Raw genomic sequence first — 15,371 nt, 5'->3', positions numbered from 1 at the left:
AAGCCTCCGCCCGTCGTTACATCGCGCCGCCTGGCGCGTCAGCGACCGCTGTGCCTGTGCCCGTGCTTGCAAGCGTCGGCACCACGCCACCAACTTCCAACGCAGCCGATTCACCCTCCGGTTCCGACACCGGCGTCCAGAACGTCAGGCTCTTACCGATCCGGCTTTGCTCATGCGATGCCCGCAGTCCATATTTCCAGCCCTGCGAGCTGCTTCGCGCGACCTCACACAAACCGAACAAGCCGAGCGGCCGCCACGCCGACGGGTCTTCGAAAGCGCTCTGCATTTTCCGTTCGAGCGTGCGCAGCTTCGCCTCGATCAGCGCACGCTGCGCGCGGCTCAGCGTTTGCGTGGACGCATCATCTTCCAGACGCGAGCGCAACTGATTCGACAACGTCAGATACTGGTTCAGGCGCGGTACGCATTCATCCTTGATGACCCAGCGTTCGCCGAACGAAAACTCACCGGACGATTCCAACTGCGTCTGCTCGATCACCTGTTGCAGCCGTTGCGCGCCGATGCCGTGGACCCACGCCGGATTCGCGCGCACCGAGCGGGCCCAGTCGTCGGCGTTGCGGAACATGCGGTCCTGCATCGTGTATTCGGCGACGAGGCCGCGGTTATCGCGCATCGCGAAGACGAACGACGAGCGCCCAAATGGCGTGACGTCGACGGCCGCGCCGGCCAGCGTCTTCGGGGCAGGGCTGACCGATCCCACGTCGCCTAAGTCCAAGCCCGTGCTCAAACCGTCGTCGCCCAGCCCAATCGCACGCGGCGCGAACTGCGCGCCCGCGCTCGCTGTCAGCGAGCCCTGCACGGACGTCGCGCCGATCGTGCTGGCAAGCGCGCCGCTCTCCTTCAGATCGGCGGCGGAATAGAGCGTCACGCCCGAGCTCACGCCCGCATAAACGCCGACGCGATCCGGCGAACTCGCGCCCGGCACGTTCGCACGCGCGACGCCGCCGACGGTCAGCGGCGTCGCCGTGACCGACGTCGCGTTATTGCTTTGCGACGACAGCGAAATACGTTCGTTGTCCGCGATACCGGCGGCGAGAATCTGCATGAACTCGTCGGGTGTCTGTGCCTGTTCGGCTGCGTCCCAGTACGCGTTGACCATCTGCCGGCTGTCCTTGTGCCAGACCTCGGCCTCGTGCGCGGCGGTCGCGGGCGTGGGCGCGAGCCGCCGCGCGCGCAGCACGACCGACTGCTCCCACGCAAGCGAGCCGCCCACGCCCGACGATGCCCAGCCGCCCGCCATGCCGGCGACGCCGGCCACATCGAGCGCCGCGCCGACGAAACCTTGCGCGCCCAGCGCGCCGTTCACGCGGCTGCGGTTGCCGAAGATCATCTGGCCGCCTTCGTACGCGGTGCCGATCGAATACATCGAATCGCGCCCGCCGAGTACCGTCACAATCGGTCCCGCGGAGACCAGCAGCTTCGCGGGAAGGTTGCCCCACGCGTTGGCGTCGAGACCGAGTGCATTGCCGTCATACGATGTGAAGCCCGTGCCCGGCACGTTCTGCGCCATCAGCGCGAGATGCTGTTCGCGCAGATTGCGCGTCGTGATCCGTTCGAGCGGCGCAATGCCGGGGTTGTCCAGCAGATCGTGCGCGGCCTGCAGATTGCGCTGCGTGGGCCCGGCGAGCGGGGCGTCGTCGGCGGCCATCGCGCTTGCATTGAACCAGCGTTCGAGCGTGGCAAGCGTGAAGCCGCCGTCCGTCATTTCATCGACGAAGCGTCGGCGCCGCTCGCGATCGTCGAACATGCGCAAGCAGCGCTCGACGCTGCGCTGCGCTCGCGGATCGCCTTGCCCACGCATTGCGGCGACGCGTGCGCGCGCGGCGTCCCACATCCGCCGCGCGTCGCGCCGGCCGATTTCGAACGATTCGGGCCGGCGCTTTTGCAACTCGCGAAGCCGCGCGTCGGATGGCACATCGGGGCGCGCATCGGTCCATGCCCGCAGGCGCTCCGCGTTCAGCGCGTGCGTGAGCATCCGGCCGGGCGTGGCCGCGCGTGGCAACTGCTCGTTGCTGTAGTCGAGCAGCGCGGTGCGGGCGGCGATCAGCGCGGTGTCGTAGCGTCCGCGCGTCGTGTCGAAGAACGGCGTGTCGGCGCCGAGCAGACTCGAGACGCTGATCGGCGAGCGGTTCCTGCCGAACACGCGCGGCACGTCGTGCACGGCAAGCCCCACGCGCGCCTTCGCATGTGCGAAGCGCTGGGCAGGCCGTGCGCCGTCGATAGAACCGAGCGCCGCGTCCTTGCGCTGCTGCCGCTCTGCGCCGCGCTCAACCCACGTTGTGCCGCCGTCGAACAGCAACTGTGACGCGCGCTCCAGATCGGAGCCGGGGCCGCTTTCGTCGAAGCCCATCTGCCACAGACGGTAAGCCGTGATCGCTTCGATGTCGCATGCGCCGATGTCGTGGGCGTCGACGGCGTCCGGCGGCAGACGCCGCGCCGCATCGAGCGCGAGCATCGCGTGCCGCCCATACGGATCGTCGATGAACATGCGATACGTCGCGTCGTCGTTGAGATCGGTGGGCGTCGCGCCGAGGTCGGCATCCATCGAACGCAGCTTGTGACCGGCCTGCAGATAGACGACGAGCCGCGCGGCCGCGCTGTTGCCGCGCTCCGCATGCGGGGCGCTGTCGCCGAACTGCAAACGCAGCAGACCTTCGAGTGCGGCGCAACGCGCCTGCGCGAGGTTTTGCGCGCAGCCCCAGGTGCGGGGTTCCAGATCGTCGGGTGCGTCGGGTGGTGCATTACTGGCGATGTCTAGCGGCTGCTGCAAGCGTTCGAGAATTCGCGCGGCCAGCGCGGGATCGCCGCCGCTCGCCTCGGCGAGCGCCTCCGCGACCGGCACCACGCACTCCTGCGGCAGGCGTTCGACGGCCGGCGGCAACGACGCATCGCCACGCGCCGGCCGGGGCCTGCGCAGCGTGAGTCCGTCGAGCAGGCTATTGATGGCGGTCTGCCGCGCGTCCGCCGCCTCCGGCGTGGCATCGGCTGGAATCGGGAAGAGCCGGTTCACGGCGATCACGGGCTGCATGAAGTGATCGTCGAGCGTTTGCGCCCATTCGCGGGCGGCCGCGTTGGCTTCGCGGTTACGCAGACGGCGCAGCGTCTGGCCGATCGCGCGCGGACTCATGAACTTCGGCACGGGCAGCGCGCCGCGCGTGGCGTCGTCGGCCAGGAAGGCGGCCGTGCGTCCGATCGACGCGTTCGCGAGTTGCGCGCCCTGTGCGCCGATCGCGATCGCGGCGCTGTCGAGCGATGCCGGTTCATGCGCCGGCGCGCGTTGCGGCGGACGGGGAAAGCGCGTATCGGCGGCTGGGTTGGCGACGCTGCCGGCTGCGGTCAGCGTCGATTCGAGCACGGTGACCGTGGTGTTCGACGCGCGGAAAATCCGCGTGACCGGGTTGTGGCGCACGCGGTCGGACAGACGGGCGAGGCCGCTGAGCGGGGTTTGGGTGTCAGGGGTGGGGTGTTGTGTTTGTGGCTGCGGTTGCTGCTGTGATGAAGTCGCGGCGTTATCGCGGCTGGGTAGAAGAGAGGTCAGTGGCGGAAAGCGGAAGTTCATCGAGTCCTCCGAAGCATGCAGCGGCGCGGCGCGCGAGAAGCGGGAGTGTGGCGTCGGGCGTCGCGTGTGAGGCGGGCTCCGCGTTAGGCGCTATACGTCACGCGTTTCGTGCGAATTTGATGTGTCGTGTTTCGCCTCGTGCGTGACGCAAGACCCGACCACGCTACTGCGCAGCCGATGCCGCGTTCAACGGCGGCTCCGGCGCGGGCACCACTGCGGCGGGGTCGCTCGCGCGATAGAACAAATACGTCGCCGAATACGGCACGAACAGCGACACGCCTTCCTGGTCGCAAGCCGGATTCGGCGGAAGCCCGCCAGAGGTCAGCACGCGCTGCACCGACGTCGTCCTCGCAAAGCGGCCTTCGCCTGTGCGCTCGCCGGCATTGAAGCGCGCGTCCATGCGTTGCCACGGCAGCGCGTCGGGCGTGACGGTCTGGTCGGCGGCGAGGCGTCCGATCATGTAGCTGCCGTCGTACGCACTGAACATGCGGTTGGGCATCACCGTGCCGACGCTCTTGCGCGCCTGGTCGACGAGCGTGGCTTCCGTGCCTGTCGACGTCCACTGAAGCGCGCCGCCGCTTCGCCGGCAGCTCCACACTTCATCGCCGACCGCGCTCAACACGTCTTGAAGGACCTCCTGCGATCCGGCTCGCAGCGACAGCGGCAAGGTTTCGTTGGCAGGCGGGACGAGCTTCTGCTGCTGGGCGATCTTCAGTTGCATGGAACCGGGCGTCGGGTCGGCACACGCGGTGAGTAGACTCGCGAGCGCAAGTGCGACGAGCGCGCGGACGGCGACAGCAGGCGCATGCAACGCGGCCACGGGACAGAGCGCGGAAAGAGAATGTTTCGGCACGGCGATCTCGACGCAACGCAATGGCGGTAGTAGACATGAAGCGCGACGGATGCGCCGGCACGCTGCGAAGCGCCGGACGGATTTGCGCAGAAGCGGCTTCTTGTGTCGACTTGCGCGAGATCGCCGCGAGTGCCGCGCAATGACGGCGCTTGTGCGCCGCTGCGCGCTCAAAACCGCCGGACCGATCTACGCAGAATCGACTTCTTGCGGCGACCTGCGCGAGATCGCCGCGATGCCGCGCAACGACGAAGCGTGCGCGCCGCTGCACGTCGCAACCCGCCGACGAACTTGCGCAGAATCGCTTTCTATGTCGGCTCCCGCGAGAATGCCGCAACGCCGTGCAAGTACCCGCGACAACCGCTAACGTCCACCCCACATCCCGCCGCAACCCCTCATCGTCCGCTTCGCTTTATTGCGCATCGTTGCGCGCCGCACGCGGCAACTGCATCGCGCCGCGTTTACATTCAAGCGTGCCCGGCAACAACGCGCGCCAGGCCACCGCGTCGCTTCGCTAACAAGGAGTCGTCATGACGTATAGCGCATTTTCCACGCTGTCCTATCCGGCAGGCGGATATACGGGCGCGGCCGATCCTTCGTCGCTGTTCACGCGATCCATCACGACGCAACCGAACGCGTGGGGAAACGTCGGCAGCAACGCCGGCGCGAACTGGAATTCGCCAGGCGGCATGGGTGACAACGCGCTCGAACAACTCTTCCTGCAGTTCCTGTTGAGCATCACGAGTCCATCGCAGGAATCGTCGGGCATGCCGATGCCTTCCATGCCCTCGATGCCTTCGCTCCCGACGAGCAGCGGCGGCGTCACCCAAGCCAGCTATCGCAGTTCATCCGGCACGGGCGCGGTCAACGCGAACGGCGCCGTCGAGCGAGGCGACGCCAACGTGCGGCCGGCCGGCTCGGGCAATGCGGCGGGCGTCGCCCAGACGCAGTTGCACAAGTCGGCGGCCAGCATCATGGCGGACCAGGGCGTACCGATGGACAAGGGCGTCGACACGACCGTGTGCTGCGCGAACTTCGCGTCGGCCTGTCTCGTGAAGTCGGGGAAGATTTCCGAGTCGCAGCACACGAATCTCGTGTCGACGCTTCACAACGAATTGAAGGGCGATGGCTGGCGCACGGTGAGCCGCAACGAGGCGAAGCCGGGCGATATCTGCATCGTCGGCGACGATGAGCACGTCGAGATCGTCGCGAGCAACGACAACGGCCGCATCACGTTGATCGGTTCGAATAATACGCAAGGCGGCAGCGGCCCGCAGGTGGTGTCGTACGACACCTATACGGGCAACCGGGGCGACGTGAAGTTCCTGTCCGAGTGACAACCCGATATGCGATGCAAGATGCGCGAGCCTCACGCGTACCGCGTTCAATCGCGACCAGCCTAACGCTCGACCATCAACCGGTCATAACCATGAAACGAACCGTGCTGCTGCCGCGCCTGCTGACCAGGCGAGAGCCGCAAGTCCGGCATGCGCCGAGTCAACGCGCGCAATAGCGACTCCAGTTGCATCCGCGCGAGCGCCAGTCCCATGCAGCTATGCGGGCCCGCGCCGAACGTCAGCGAACGTCCGGCCTCGCGTTCGAAGCGAATCTCATCGGGCGCGGCGAACACCGCCGGGTCGCGGTTCGCGCTGCCGATGAGCGGCATCACGCGTTCGCCGCGACGAATCCGGCAGCCGTCGATCTCCACATCGTCCCATGCATAGCGAAACACGGACTGCACCGCGGGATCGTAGCGATACAGTTCGCGCACGGCTTGCGGCACCAGCGAAACGTCGTCCTTCAGCGCCTGCCACGCGCGCGGCTCGCGCAGCAGCGCGGCGACGCTATTGCCGATGGACAGCAGCGTCGTGCCGTATCCCGCGATAAACAGAAACAGGATATTGACAAGCATTTCGCGCCGGCCGATGCCGCCTTCCTGTTCGAGCCGCAGGAAGCGCGAGGCCGCATGATCGGACGCGGCGTGAGGGTCGATCGCGCGCATGAACGATTCGACTTGCGCGAGGAAGGCTTCGGTGTGCATGGCCGCGAGCGCGTGTTCCGCGGCGGACATCGGCGCGCCGCTGATCAGTTGCCACGCGCCCGCCGACGCCTCCAGATAACTCGCGCCATGCGCATCGGGAAACCCGAGCAGACGGCAGATCGTGCGCACCGGCAACACGCTTGCGATATTCGCGACCAGATCGAAACGCGGCAAGTGCTCGCATTGATCGACGAGGCGCGCGACTTCATCGTCGATAAACGCTTGCAGCGACAGCAGCGCCTTGCGTGAAAACAGCGGCCCGAGAAAGCGCCGCAGCCGTTCGTGCGCTTCGCCCGTTTGAAACACGACCATGCTGGCATAGCCGAGCGGATCGTCGAGCGGCTCGGTGCCAGGCGGCGGCCGCGCCGAAAAACGCGCGTCGTCGAGTATGCGGGTGACGAGCGCATGCGACGACGCGAGCCATACGCCGCTCGCGTCGCGGCACAGCGGCCGATGCGCGCGCAACCATCCATAGAGCGGATACGGATCGCCCGAACCCGTGCCGATGATCGACGGCAGCACGCTGTACGAGCCTGGGTCCGGGATCTCGCAGGTCATCGGCGGTTCGCCATCAGCATGCGTGCGTGTATCGGTGAACGGCACGTCGAACGTAAAAGTCACACGTTAAGAGTGTAATTACCCGGCAACTGCGCGGGCTGCTCAACCGTCAGCGGCTGAACCCGATTGTTCGGCGCGCTGTTCAGATTCAGATCGCCCGCGCCGATGTTCACCTGATCCGCTGCGAACTTGTACGTGCCGTCGCTCTGTTTCTCGCCTTCGACGAGGCCGCCGCTCATGATGAGGTCGAAAGGCGAGCGGCCGTTCGTCATCAGTTCGTTGACTTCCTTCTTGCCGTCGGCCGTGAAGCTCACGCTGCCGTCCGCGCCCACCGTGCCGACCGATTTGCCGTTCTTGTCGTAGAGATTGCCGGACGGATCTTCGAGCAGGCTCACTTCGCCGCCGGAGCGCGTCGAGAGTTTGATGGAGCGCAGCGGCGGATTGCCGTTCGACGGCGCGCCGGGATACTGACCGGTCGAGCCGGGGAACTGGCCGCCGCCGGGATACTGACTGCCGCCCGGATACTGGCCGCCCGTGATGCCGAGGTCGTTGAGCAACTGCTGGATGTCGGCGTCGATCTGCGCCTGGTTCGCGCCGCCGTTCTGCTGCCCGCCTGGGTACTGGAACGTCGGGCTCTGGTAGTACGCGGAGTTCACGTTATTGGTGGTCATGGTTCCTCTCACAAGGTTGATTCATGCGGATAACGAAGACTGATGAGGTCGCCAGATCGCGCCGACTTCAACACAGACAGACTATGGGAAGGGCATCGGCGTGCGCGGACGGATGCGAAGCGGGGTGTGAGCACGCGAAATCCGCGCGCCACAACCGCATGCTTCGCGATCACGCTCCGCGCTTCGTATGCGCGCGATAGCCACGCGCCGCGCGTCCGAGAATGCAGAGTGTCGCTTTATGCCATTCGTTCGCCCAGGTACGTGCAATGAAAAACGATCCATGCAGTGTCGCGGTGCTGGGTGTGCTGCTGACGATCTTCTCCGTGGGACTGCGGCTCGGCGCGCACGCAGACCTCGAGGAACTGCTGCTCGTGTTGCGCCAGCTTCATCCGAACCCGGCGGTCGTCGACATCTGCGAGGTGAGGCTGCTCGTCAATTCGCGGCGCTGGATCGATGCGTTGCGTCTGTTGCGGCAGATCGACGAGCAGGGCTACGGTTCGCCCGTCGTCACCGCATTGCAGGCCTGGTGTCTGTACATGCTCGCCGATCGCGACTGGCGGCGTTGCGCGGCTGCGGTATTGCGCAGCGGCGATCCCACGGCGCTCGCGATCGTCGCGAAGTTTTTGAGCATCGGCGGGGACTCGATTGCCGCGCGCATTGCCGAAGCGTTAGGCAATGAATACACGTGACGATGCCCGCGATGAATTCCACGCCAAGTCGCCGCAATGCGCAAGCGATGTCGGCCAAGTCAGCGCCGTCATCGCGACGCGGCCCCGCTGCGCGCATTGCCCGCTTTCACGATGCGGTCGTAACGCGCCTGCAATTCCGCCGCACGACGTGTATCGCCGGCTTCGCTACAGCACACGATGAGACCGGTCAGCGCGCGCTCGCGGAACGCGCTGTCCGCACACGCGTTGGCCAGTTCGTAGACGGTTTCCCATGCGGCGATGGCCTGCGCGACCGGCGCATGCGCGAGTGGCAGCGTGCTCGCGAGAACCGCATGAACGCGCATCTCGTCCCGTCGACGCGGCGTGGCGCCGGCCTGCACGCCGGCGAGCACCGCACGGCTGCGCTGCAGATATTCGGGTTCGAGCGAAAGCCGCGTCCACAGCCAGGCCGACCCTTCGAGCAGCGAGATCGCCGTCTCGAAGCGTTCGCATTGCGTGCTCCATTCGAGCGACGCGCGCAGGTCTTCGAGATCGCTGATGTCGAGCGCGTCGATATGCGCGCGCTCGCCGCGCTTGCGATGCGCGTTCAGCCGCACGGGCAGGCCGGTTGCGAGCGCGAGCGCGGTGCGGTCGTATTCGCCGGCGTCGCGCAGCATGTCGCGCGCGAGATGGCGGACGGGTCGCCGGATATGCAGCATCCACTGTCCGCTGCTGTCGATTTCCTCGACGAGGCCCGCTTCGGTCAACGCGTCGAGCGCGGCGTCGGCGAGCGCGTCGCTGCGGATTGCGTCGTGCAGGGTGGCGGGCGTGCGTTCGTGCGTTTGCTCCGGCGTTCCGACGCCTGTGCTTGCGGCCATCGGCGGCTCGCAGGCGCCAAGCAGCCCGATGGCCGCGCAGCGCGGGAATTCGCCGGCGAACATCGAGAGGCGCAGCAAGTGCAGACGCGCGCGTCGGTCGAGCCGCGCGAAATGCAAGTCGAACGCGAGCGTGATCGGCGCCGAGCGCGAATGCGGAACGCCGGGCGTTTCGATGCGTGGTCCGATGAGCGCATCCAGACATTGCGCGTAGCGGGCCAGTGCGCTTTCGAGCGGCTCGCCGGCGCGCATGTTCTGGTCGATGGTCGCCGCGGCGAGTTCGAGCGCGAGCGGCACGCCGGCGAGCAGTTGCGTGATGAGCACGGCGGCGTCGATGGCGGCTTGCGACATCGCCCCGCCGTCGAGCGCGGTCAGCAGCGCGTTGCCGCTCAGCGGACGCGGCGACGTTTGCTGGGACGTTTGCTGCGACGTTTGCGGCGAAACCCGTTGCCGCTCCCGCCGCGCGGACAGCGTCGCGAGCCGCGCGAACAGCAGACGCAGCGCGTCGTATTCCGGCGCGAGCGTCGCGTTCACGCGAGGCTGTTCGGGCGTGCGCAATGGGCCGAGCGTGACGACTTCCTCGATGCACAAGCCAAGCGGCGCACTCGCGGTCACGATCGCACGCACGTTCGGTCCGGCCGCCAGCAACGCGTCGAGCGTGTGGGCCGCGAGCGCTCCGTCGCACTCATTGCAATCGACGACGAGCAGCACGTCGCGCGTGCGCACGCCGTCGAGCAAACGCGCGAGCGGCGTCTGTCCCGAACCCGCGGGCAGATGCAACGCAAGCGCGAACGCAGCGGCGAAACCGTCGTCGGGCGTGAGCGCCGAGAGCGCCACCGGCACGACGCCGTCGCGAAAGCGCGCGGCGAGGCGGCGCGCCGCTTCGTGTGCGAGGCGCGCCTTGCCCGCACCGGTTGCGCCGACGAGCGTGATGAGCCGCGTGATCGATATGAGGCCGAGCACTTCCGAAAGCTCGGCATGCCGGCCGATGAACGGCGTGAGTTGCTGTTGCGTGCGGGCGGGGCTCGCCGCTGCGCCAAACGCGGGCTGCGCCGCGAGAGGCGCGGTCACGATCGGCGGCTCGCTCGGCAACTGCCAGCTCGGAGCGGGTGGAGCGGGCGGAGTGGGCGAAGCTGGCGGAACGTAATCCCCAGCGCTGTTGGTCTGAACCTCGGCGGCAAAGCGATAGCCGAAGCCCGGCACGGTGACGATCAAATCGCGATCGTCGCCGAGCGCGCGCCTCAACGCGGAAATCTGCGATTGAACCGTATTGACGTCGACGTTCAGTTCAGGCCAGCCGCGTCGCCCAAGCTCGGCCTGGGCGACAGGCCGGCCGCGCGCCTCGACGAGCGCGATCAGCAGTTCGAGCGCCCGCGCGCCGAGCTCGACCTCGAGACCATCGGCGACGAGCCGCGGCGGCTCCTGGGACAGCGTGAAGCGACTGAACGCCAGGATCGTTTCGTTCGGTCGTAATGACGGCATCGTGGATCTCCAGCGGATTCGGCGAGCCCGGTCGGCTGGGCGCCACCGCGTGCGGCGGATCAAATGCTCACCGGTCATGTCGATCGTGGCCGCGTGCGCAGAGGCGTTCTCGCGGCGCACGCGCGGTCGACGCCTTTTGACAATTTCGCCGGGCAATGGATTCGTCAGCTTATTGCGAGTTGCATGGTTCGGCAATAGGGTCCAGCGCGCGGGCCTGCCCACGTTCGGCAAGCATCGCGAATCTCAACAGTTCTCAAATCGGCCCGAACGCTCAGATTTGTTGAAGATGTGCGCCGCATATCTGCATAGATTAGGGGATGCGAACGATGGTGGCATTCGCAACGATCGGTTTGCAGCAGCATGCGTGCGGGTGAATCGAGCCGCGCGCATCAACGAGGAGTAGCGCAATGTTCCTGACGCTTTACTTTCCCCTGGCGGCGTCGTTGTCCGTGCAGGATCTGCCGGACGGGTTTCTCAACAAGATACGCGACGGCGATCTGCAACCGGCGGGCGCGCAGGCGAGCCGCTGGTCGGACCTCGCGCGCGGCGCTGCGGGCTCGCCCGACTTGCTGCGCCTGCATGCCGACATGCAGATGGCGCTCGGCATCTGCGACGAAGCCGAAGAACAGTATCGCCGCGCGCAGAAGGCGATCCGCTCGCCGCGTCAGGCGATCCGCGCGGCGTCGTGCCGCAACGCCGGCTGGCAGGCACTGTTTCGTCACCGGCTCGCGACCGCGCTGTCGTGCTTCGCACGGCTCGTCGACGAGCCCGACGTCGACGCGGCGCAGCAGATCGAAGCGCGGCTCGGCATTGTCGGTGCGTTGCACGAACTCGGCCGTTCGCGCGATTCGGGCGACGCGCTCGACGAACTCGCGGCCGCGATCACCGACCCGTCGCTCGGGCACTGGCGCGAGATGATCGCCACGTTGCGCTTCGACGTCGCAGTGCAGCGCGAATTACGCGGCGCGACGCTGCTATCCGATCACGCGTACTGGCAGTCGGGCCTCGGCGACCAGACGCTGCGCGGCGCGGGCACACCAGGCACACCCGGCGCATTCCGCTCGATGGCCTCCGCAAGCGACGAAGCCGATCTTCACGAAGTCGAAGCGTTGAACGTCTGCACGCCGCTCTTGCGCCAACGCGTCGATTATTTGCGTCAGTTGCGCGCGCTGGCGCGTGGCGAACGCGCGGCGCTCGACGGCATCACCGCGCATCTGAACTGGGCGCAACAGCGCGGCTTCGGCGATTATCTGCGCACCACGCGGCTCGAAGTCGTGCTCGCCGCGCTCGCGTCCGACGCGCCGCAATTGGCCGAGATGCTGCTCGAGCCGCTGCATCGGATCGACCACGCGGCGTCGACGGGGCATCGGCAGCTCGAATATCTGTATGCGGTCGCGAAGACGCATCAGGCGCTCGGGCGCAGCCGCGAGGGCATGCTGTTTTTCGGCCGGTACGCGCTGATCGCCACGCAATGTCTGCGCGACGATTCGCAGGTGCTCGTGTCGTATGCGGGCAAGGCCGCGCGCCAGGCGCCGCAACTGGACGACGTCGCCGCACGTTTGCCCGCGCGTTACCGGCGCGCTTATCGCTACTTGCAGGAAAACCTCGATCGACGCGATCTGTCGGTGCGCGAAGTGGCCGCCGAAGTCGGCGTGACCGAGCGCGCGTTGCAAAGCGCGTTCAAGCATTCGCTAGGTCTTTCGCCGACCGAACTGATTCGCCGTCTGCGGATGGAGCGGATTCGCGCGGACCTTCTCGACGATTCGTTTAACGGCGAGCGCACGGTGCTGTTCACGGCCAACAAGTGGGGCGTGCAGAATCGTTCGACGCTGGTGAGCGGCTATCGCAAGCAGTTTCACGAGGCGCCTTCGGAGACGCTGGAGCGGTGACGCGGCGCGTGCTGTTCTAAACGGCGTGTCCGGCGCGTTCCGTTCTCAACACAAGTGGCCTTGAGAACCGCGCGCGCCGAACATGCTCGATCACGCGGTCAACACATACTGCAAGTCGGCGAGGCGGCTCGACATCTGCGGATCGCCTGGACGCTCGAACGTATTGCAGAACACAACGGTGGCGTCCTGCGCCGACTGTGTGCTTTTTATCGCGTCGATGGCGCCCGCTTGCGTGGTCTGCAATTCGTGCTTGAGGAAGCCGTAGTTGGCCTGCTCGCTCGACGGATCGAGATGATTCGCGGAGCAATAGTCGAGATAGTCCTGCTTGCGCGAGCCGGTCCATTGCGCGATGCCGTACCCCGATTGCATGTTCGAGTTCGGCGCGCCGATTGCGCCGCCCTGGTTGATGCCTGGGTTCATCCCGCCGCTTTCGTGCCACAGATTCGCGACGACGCCCGCGGCCTGGTTGCGGGTCAGGCCGAAGTCGCGTTGCAGATTGGTCATGAAGTACTGCGCGGTTTTTTTGGCTTCAGGCGTGCTGGCCGAACTGGATTGGCCCGAGCCGTCGCCGGCCGGCACGCCGCCTGTCGTCGATGTGCTTCTGTAGCTGGCGGGCGCGGCGCGAGTTGCCGAAGGCCGCGAAGGCATGGAGGGCATCGAGGGCATGCCGGAGCCTGACGCGCCGCTATCGCTGAAGAGATCGGCGAGAATCTGCTCGATCTCGCGCGCGATGTTCTCGTCGCTTGCACTGCCCGTGCCGGAACCGCCGGGCCCGAGCTGATGAATGAGCTGGTCTAGACGTTTGAGTTCGGCGGCATCGATCATGGTGGTCTCGCTCGGAAGGTAAGGGACGAGATCGGTTGAGCATGCAGGATCGAGCCAACTGTAGCAGCGGCGAATTTTCGTTTGATGCGCGGTTCGGAAGTTGACGCCGCTAAAGCGAAGCGGCGAGGCCGCCAGGCAGCGAGCCACGGCAGCTACAAGCTAAAGCTTCGACCGTTTCCCCAGCCCGAGCTTTTCCATGCCCTCGTGAGCGTCGATCACGATCGTCGCGATTTCGCCGACGGTCACGCGCAATTCGGTCGCGCGAGAACGCATGTGCTCATACGCTTCGTTCTCGCTCAGCCGATGCGCGTCGATCAGAATGCGCATGGCCCGCTCGATATGTCGGCGCGCCTTGATCGCCTCCTCGAGCTTGCCGATCTTCGCGTGCAGCCGCTGCTGATAACCCGACGACGCGCGCGCCAGCACGAGTGTGCTCAGCACACCGGTCGAGCGATACGGCTTCGTGATGACGCCGTGCGCCTGCGTATCGAGCAGCATCTTTAACGCAGTGGGGTTCTCGTAGTCGGACAGCGCAATCAGCGTGGCTTGCGTGTCGGCGGCGCTCCAGTTGCCCGCGTTCCTGATTTCGGGGCCCACCAGAAAAAAGATCACGTCGGCATCCGTGGGCAGATGAGCCGGCAGCGGCCAGATCGCGCGAACCGGGCAGCCGATGCGCCGCAACTGCTCTTCGAGCACGCTGCGGTCGTCGCCGGGCGGATGAATCACCACCACGCGCAGCGTGCGCAGATCGTCGAAGATGCGGCGCGCGCCTGCGTTCATACCGGCTCTCCGTCGAGCCAGAATTCGGCGAATCCGTAGGAAGTCAGATAAGGATCGGGTTTGACCGGTTGACGGCCTTCCCAGACGATGTCGAACGCTCCGTCAGGCCGGCACACCGCAATGCGCGGCGTGAGGATCGCGTGATTGTTCGCGCGGTCGATTCGCAGCGAGCCTTCGGGCGAATCGAATTCGACCTCGTACACAGCGTCGACCAGCCTCGCCGTATCGAGGCTGCGCGTGCGTGCCAGTGCGAGCGCAAACAGATGCACCTGGTTGTAGGCCATCTCCGACCACATGCTCGCGGGCTGGTCGCCAAAGCGCGCTCGCCACGATCCGAGAAAGCGCTGGTTGCCCGGCAGCTTCAGCGTGTTCACGTAGCTCGCGGAAATGATGTGGTTGCCGCACAGTTCAGGACCGATCATCCGCGTTTCGCCCTCGGTCATCGTCAAGCTTGCAATCGGGATGCGTGCAGGATCGATTCCGTGCTCGCGATAGAGCTTGTAAAACGCACGCGCGCCCCGGCCAATCAGCGTCGAAAATACCACGTCGGGCTCGACTGCCCGGATCTGCTCGATGACGTCCTGCAGCGCCGCAGGCTCCGCGTCGCTCGGCAGATAGACTTCTTCGACAATCTCGCCGCCATGCTGCTCGACCATGTCGCGCATGATGCGGTTCGATTCTCGTGGATAAATGTAGTCGGCGCCAACCAGAAAAAAACGCCGGCCATGATTGCGCAACAGGTAGGCCGCCAGTTGCATGCTGTTCTGGTTCGGCACCGCGCCGGTATAGATCACGTTCGGCGAGTATTCGAATCCTTCGTAGATCGAGCAATACCAGAGCAGCGCGTTATAGCGTTCGATGACCGGCAACACCGCCTTGCGGCTCGACGAAGTCGAACAGCCGAAAATGACCGTGACCTCGTCCTCCTGCAACATGCGCGACGCGAGCCGGCGATATTCGTCGGGATCGCTTTTCGCATCGTACACGACGGGGTCGAGCAGACGACCGTCCACGCCGCCTGCCGCGTTGACTTCCTCAATTGCAAGGACGGTGCCGAAGAAATGCTCCGACTCCGTGGCCGCCGTCACGCCCGTGCGCGAGAACAGCACGCCGACGCGCCAGCCCGATTCGGCGGACAGCGGTTTCGCGGGCTGTTGCCGGTTCGTCTCCATCGTC

The 15,371-nt window shown here is 66.2% G+C and carries 12 protein-coding genes; 4 read left to right on the top strand and 8 right to left on the bottom strand.

Annotated features, from left to right (window positions below):
- Positions 1–16 precede the first annotated feature (16 nt).
- Together C8K18_RS21755 and C8K18_RS21750 are read right to left on the bottom strand one after the other, a co-directional pair.
- Entirely contained in the window at positions 17–3,577 is a 3,561-nt protein-coding gene (locus C8K18_RS21755) for a hypothetical protein (RefSeq protein ID WP_258196175.1), read from the bottom strand.
- Between the two features lie 163 nt (positions 3,578–3,740).
- The gene (locus C8K18_RS21750) at positions 3,741–4,430 is read right to left on the bottom strand and encodes a DUF3455 domain-containing protein (RefSeq protein WP_006047133.1); all 690 of its coding nucleotides are present in this window, start codon (positions 4,428–4,430) and stop codon (positions 3,741–3,743) included.
- A gap of 527 nt (positions 4,431–4,957) precedes the next feature.
- Between C8K18_RS21750 and C8K18_RS21740 the strand changes: the two genes are divergently transcribed.
- Positions 4,958–5,764, top strand: coding sequence for a hypothetical protein (locus C8K18_RS21740; protein WP_107709744.1), 807 nt, complete (start codon positions 4,958–4,960; stop codon positions 5,762–5,764).
- A 62-nt stretch (positions 5,765–5,826) separates the two neighbouring features.
- On the opposite strand, the gene C8K18_RS21735 is transcribed toward C8K18_RS21740, so the two are convergent.
- Positions 5,827–7,026, bottom strand: coding sequence for a cytochrome P450 (locus C8K18_RS21735; RefSeq protein ID WP_107709904.1), 1,200 nt, complete (start codon positions 7,024–7,026; stop codon positions 5,827–5,829).
- Positions 7,027–7,085: 59 nt separating this feature from the next.
- Positions 7,086–7,697 carry a hypothetical protein gene (locus C8K18_RS21730; RefSeq protein WP_006047136.1) on the bottom strand — a complete coding sequence of 204 codons (612 nt, stop codon included), beginning with the start codon at positions 7,695–7,697 and terminating at the stop codon, positions 7,086–7,088.
- Positions 7,698–7,963: 266 nt separating this feature from the next.
- Here C8K18_RS21730 and C8K18_RS21725 point away from each other — a divergent pair, with 266 nt between their 5' ends.
- Complete coding sequence (locus C8K18_RS21725) at positions 7,964–8,386, top strand: HrpB1 family type III secretion system apparatus protein (RefSeq protein WP_006047137.1); 423 nt, start codon at positions 7,964–7,966, stop codon at positions 8,384–8,386.
- A 68-nt stretch (positions 8,387–8,454) separates the two neighbouring features.
- Here C8K18_RS21725 and C8K18_RS21720 read toward each other — a convergent pair whose 3' ends face one another.
- Positions 8,455–10,701 (bottom strand): winged helix-turn-helix domain-containing protein, encoded by a 2,247-nt coding sequence (locus C8K18_RS21720; RefSeq protein WP_107709740.1) that lies wholly within the window; start codon positions 10,699–10,701, stop codon positions 8,455–8,457.
- Positions 10,702–10,777: 76 nt separating this feature from the next.
- On the opposite strand from C8K18_RS21720, the gene C8K18_RS21715 reads away from it, so the two are divergent.
- Positions 10,778–11,104 (top strand): hypothetical protein, encoded by a 327-nt coding sequence (locus C8K18_RS21715; protein WP_044020119.1) that lies wholly within the window; start codon positions 10,778–10,780, stop codon positions 11,102–11,104.
- 4 nt (positions 11,105–11,108) lie between these two features.
- On the top strand, positions 11,109–12,590 hold the full coding sequence (locus C8K18_RS21710; RefSeq protein ID WP_006047139.1) for a helix-turn-helix transcriptional regulator: 1,482 nt from the start codon (positions 11,109–11,111) through the stop codon (positions 12,588–12,590).
- Positions 12,591–12,680: 90 nt separating this feature from the next.
- Here C8K18_RS21710 and C8K18_RS21705 read toward each other — a convergent pair whose 3' ends face one another.
- The 3 genes from C8K18_RS21705 to C8K18_RS21695 all read right to left on the bottom strand — a co-directional run bounded on the left by C8K18_RS21705 (position 12,681) and on the right by C8K18_RS21695 (position 15,367).
- On the bottom strand, positions 12,681–13,415 hold the full coding sequence (locus C8K18_RS21705; protein ID WP_107709738.1) for a phage tail tip lysozyme: 735 nt from the start codon (positions 13,413–13,415) through the stop codon (positions 12,681–12,683).
- Between the two features lie 159 nt (positions 13,416–13,574).
- Positions 13,575–14,195 carry an ANTAR domain-containing response regulator gene (locus C8K18_RS21700; RefSeq protein ID WP_006047141.1) on the bottom strand — a complete coding sequence of 207 codons (621 nt, stop codon included), beginning with the start codon at positions 14,193–14,195 and terminating at the stop codon, positions 13,575–13,577.
- Positions 14,192–15,367, bottom strand: a complete 1,176-nt coding sequence (locus C8K18_RS21695; RefSeq protein ID WP_107709902.1) for a transporter substrate-binding domain-containing protein — start codon at positions 15,365–15,367, stop codon at positions 14,192–14,194. Before C8K18_RS21695 ends, C8K18_RS21700 begins: the two co-directional genes overlap by 4 nt.
- Positions 15,368–15,371: the final 4 nt, after the last annotated feature.

It is taken from the genome of Paraburkholderia sp. GV068, assembly GCF_003058125.1.
Taxonomy (GTDB): Bacteria; Pseudomonadota; Gammaproteobacteria; order Burkholderiales; family Burkholderiaceae; genus Paraburkholderia; species Paraburkholderia graminis.
This window is presented reverse-complemented; position numbering and strand designations above follow the sequence as displayed.

What these genes read in the sequence shown, in the direction of transcription:
- C8K18_RS21740 (WP_107709744.1), top strand. Translation starts at nt 4,958, where the DNA reads ATGACGTATAGCGCATTTTCCACGCTGTCCTATCCGGCAGGCGGATAT.
- C8K18_RS21705 (WP_107709738.1), bottom strand. Translation starts at nt 13,415, where the DNA reads ATGATCGATGCCGCCGAACTCAAACGTCTAGACCAGCTCATTCATCAG.
- C8K18_RS21730 (WP_006047136.1), bottom strand. Translation starts at nt 7,697, where the DNA reads ATGACCACCAATAACGTGAACTCCGCGTACTACCAGAGCCCGACGTTC.
- C8K18_RS21715 (WP_044020119.1), top strand. Translation starts at nt 10,778, where the DNA reads ATGTCGATCGTGGCCGCGTGCGCAGAGGCGTTCTCGCGGCGCACGCGC.
- C8K18_RS21755 (WP_258196175.1), bottom strand. Translation starts at nt 3,577, where the DNA reads ATGAACTTCCGCTTTCCGCCACTGACCTCTCTTCTACCCAGCCGCGAT.
- C8K18_RS21735 (WP_107709904.1), bottom strand. Translation starts at nt 7,026, where the DNA reads ATGACCTGCGAGATCCCGGACCCAGGCTCGTACAGCGTGCTGCCGTCG.
- C8K18_RS21695 (WP_107709902.1), bottom strand. Translation starts at nt 15,367, where the DNA reads ATGGAGACGAACCGGCAACAGCCCGCGAAACCGCTGTCCGCCGAATCG.
- C8K18_RS21710 (WP_006047139.1), top strand. Translation starts at nt 11,109, where the DNA reads ATGTTCCTGACGCTTTACTTTCCCCTGGCGGCGTCGTTGTCCGTGCAG.
- C8K18_RS21720 (WP_107709740.1), bottom strand. Translation starts at nt 10,701, where the DNA reads ATGCCGTCATTACGACCGAACGAAACGATCCTGGCGTTCAGTCGCTTC.
- C8K18_RS21725 (WP_006047137.1), top strand. Translation starts at nt 7,964, where the DNA reads ATGAAAAACGATCCATGCAGTGTCGCGGTGCTGGGTGTGCTGCTGACG.
- C8K18_RS21700 (WP_006047141.1), bottom strand. Translation starts at nt 14,195, where the DNA reads ATGAACGCAGGCGCGCGCCGCATCTTCGACGATCTGCGCACGCTGCGC.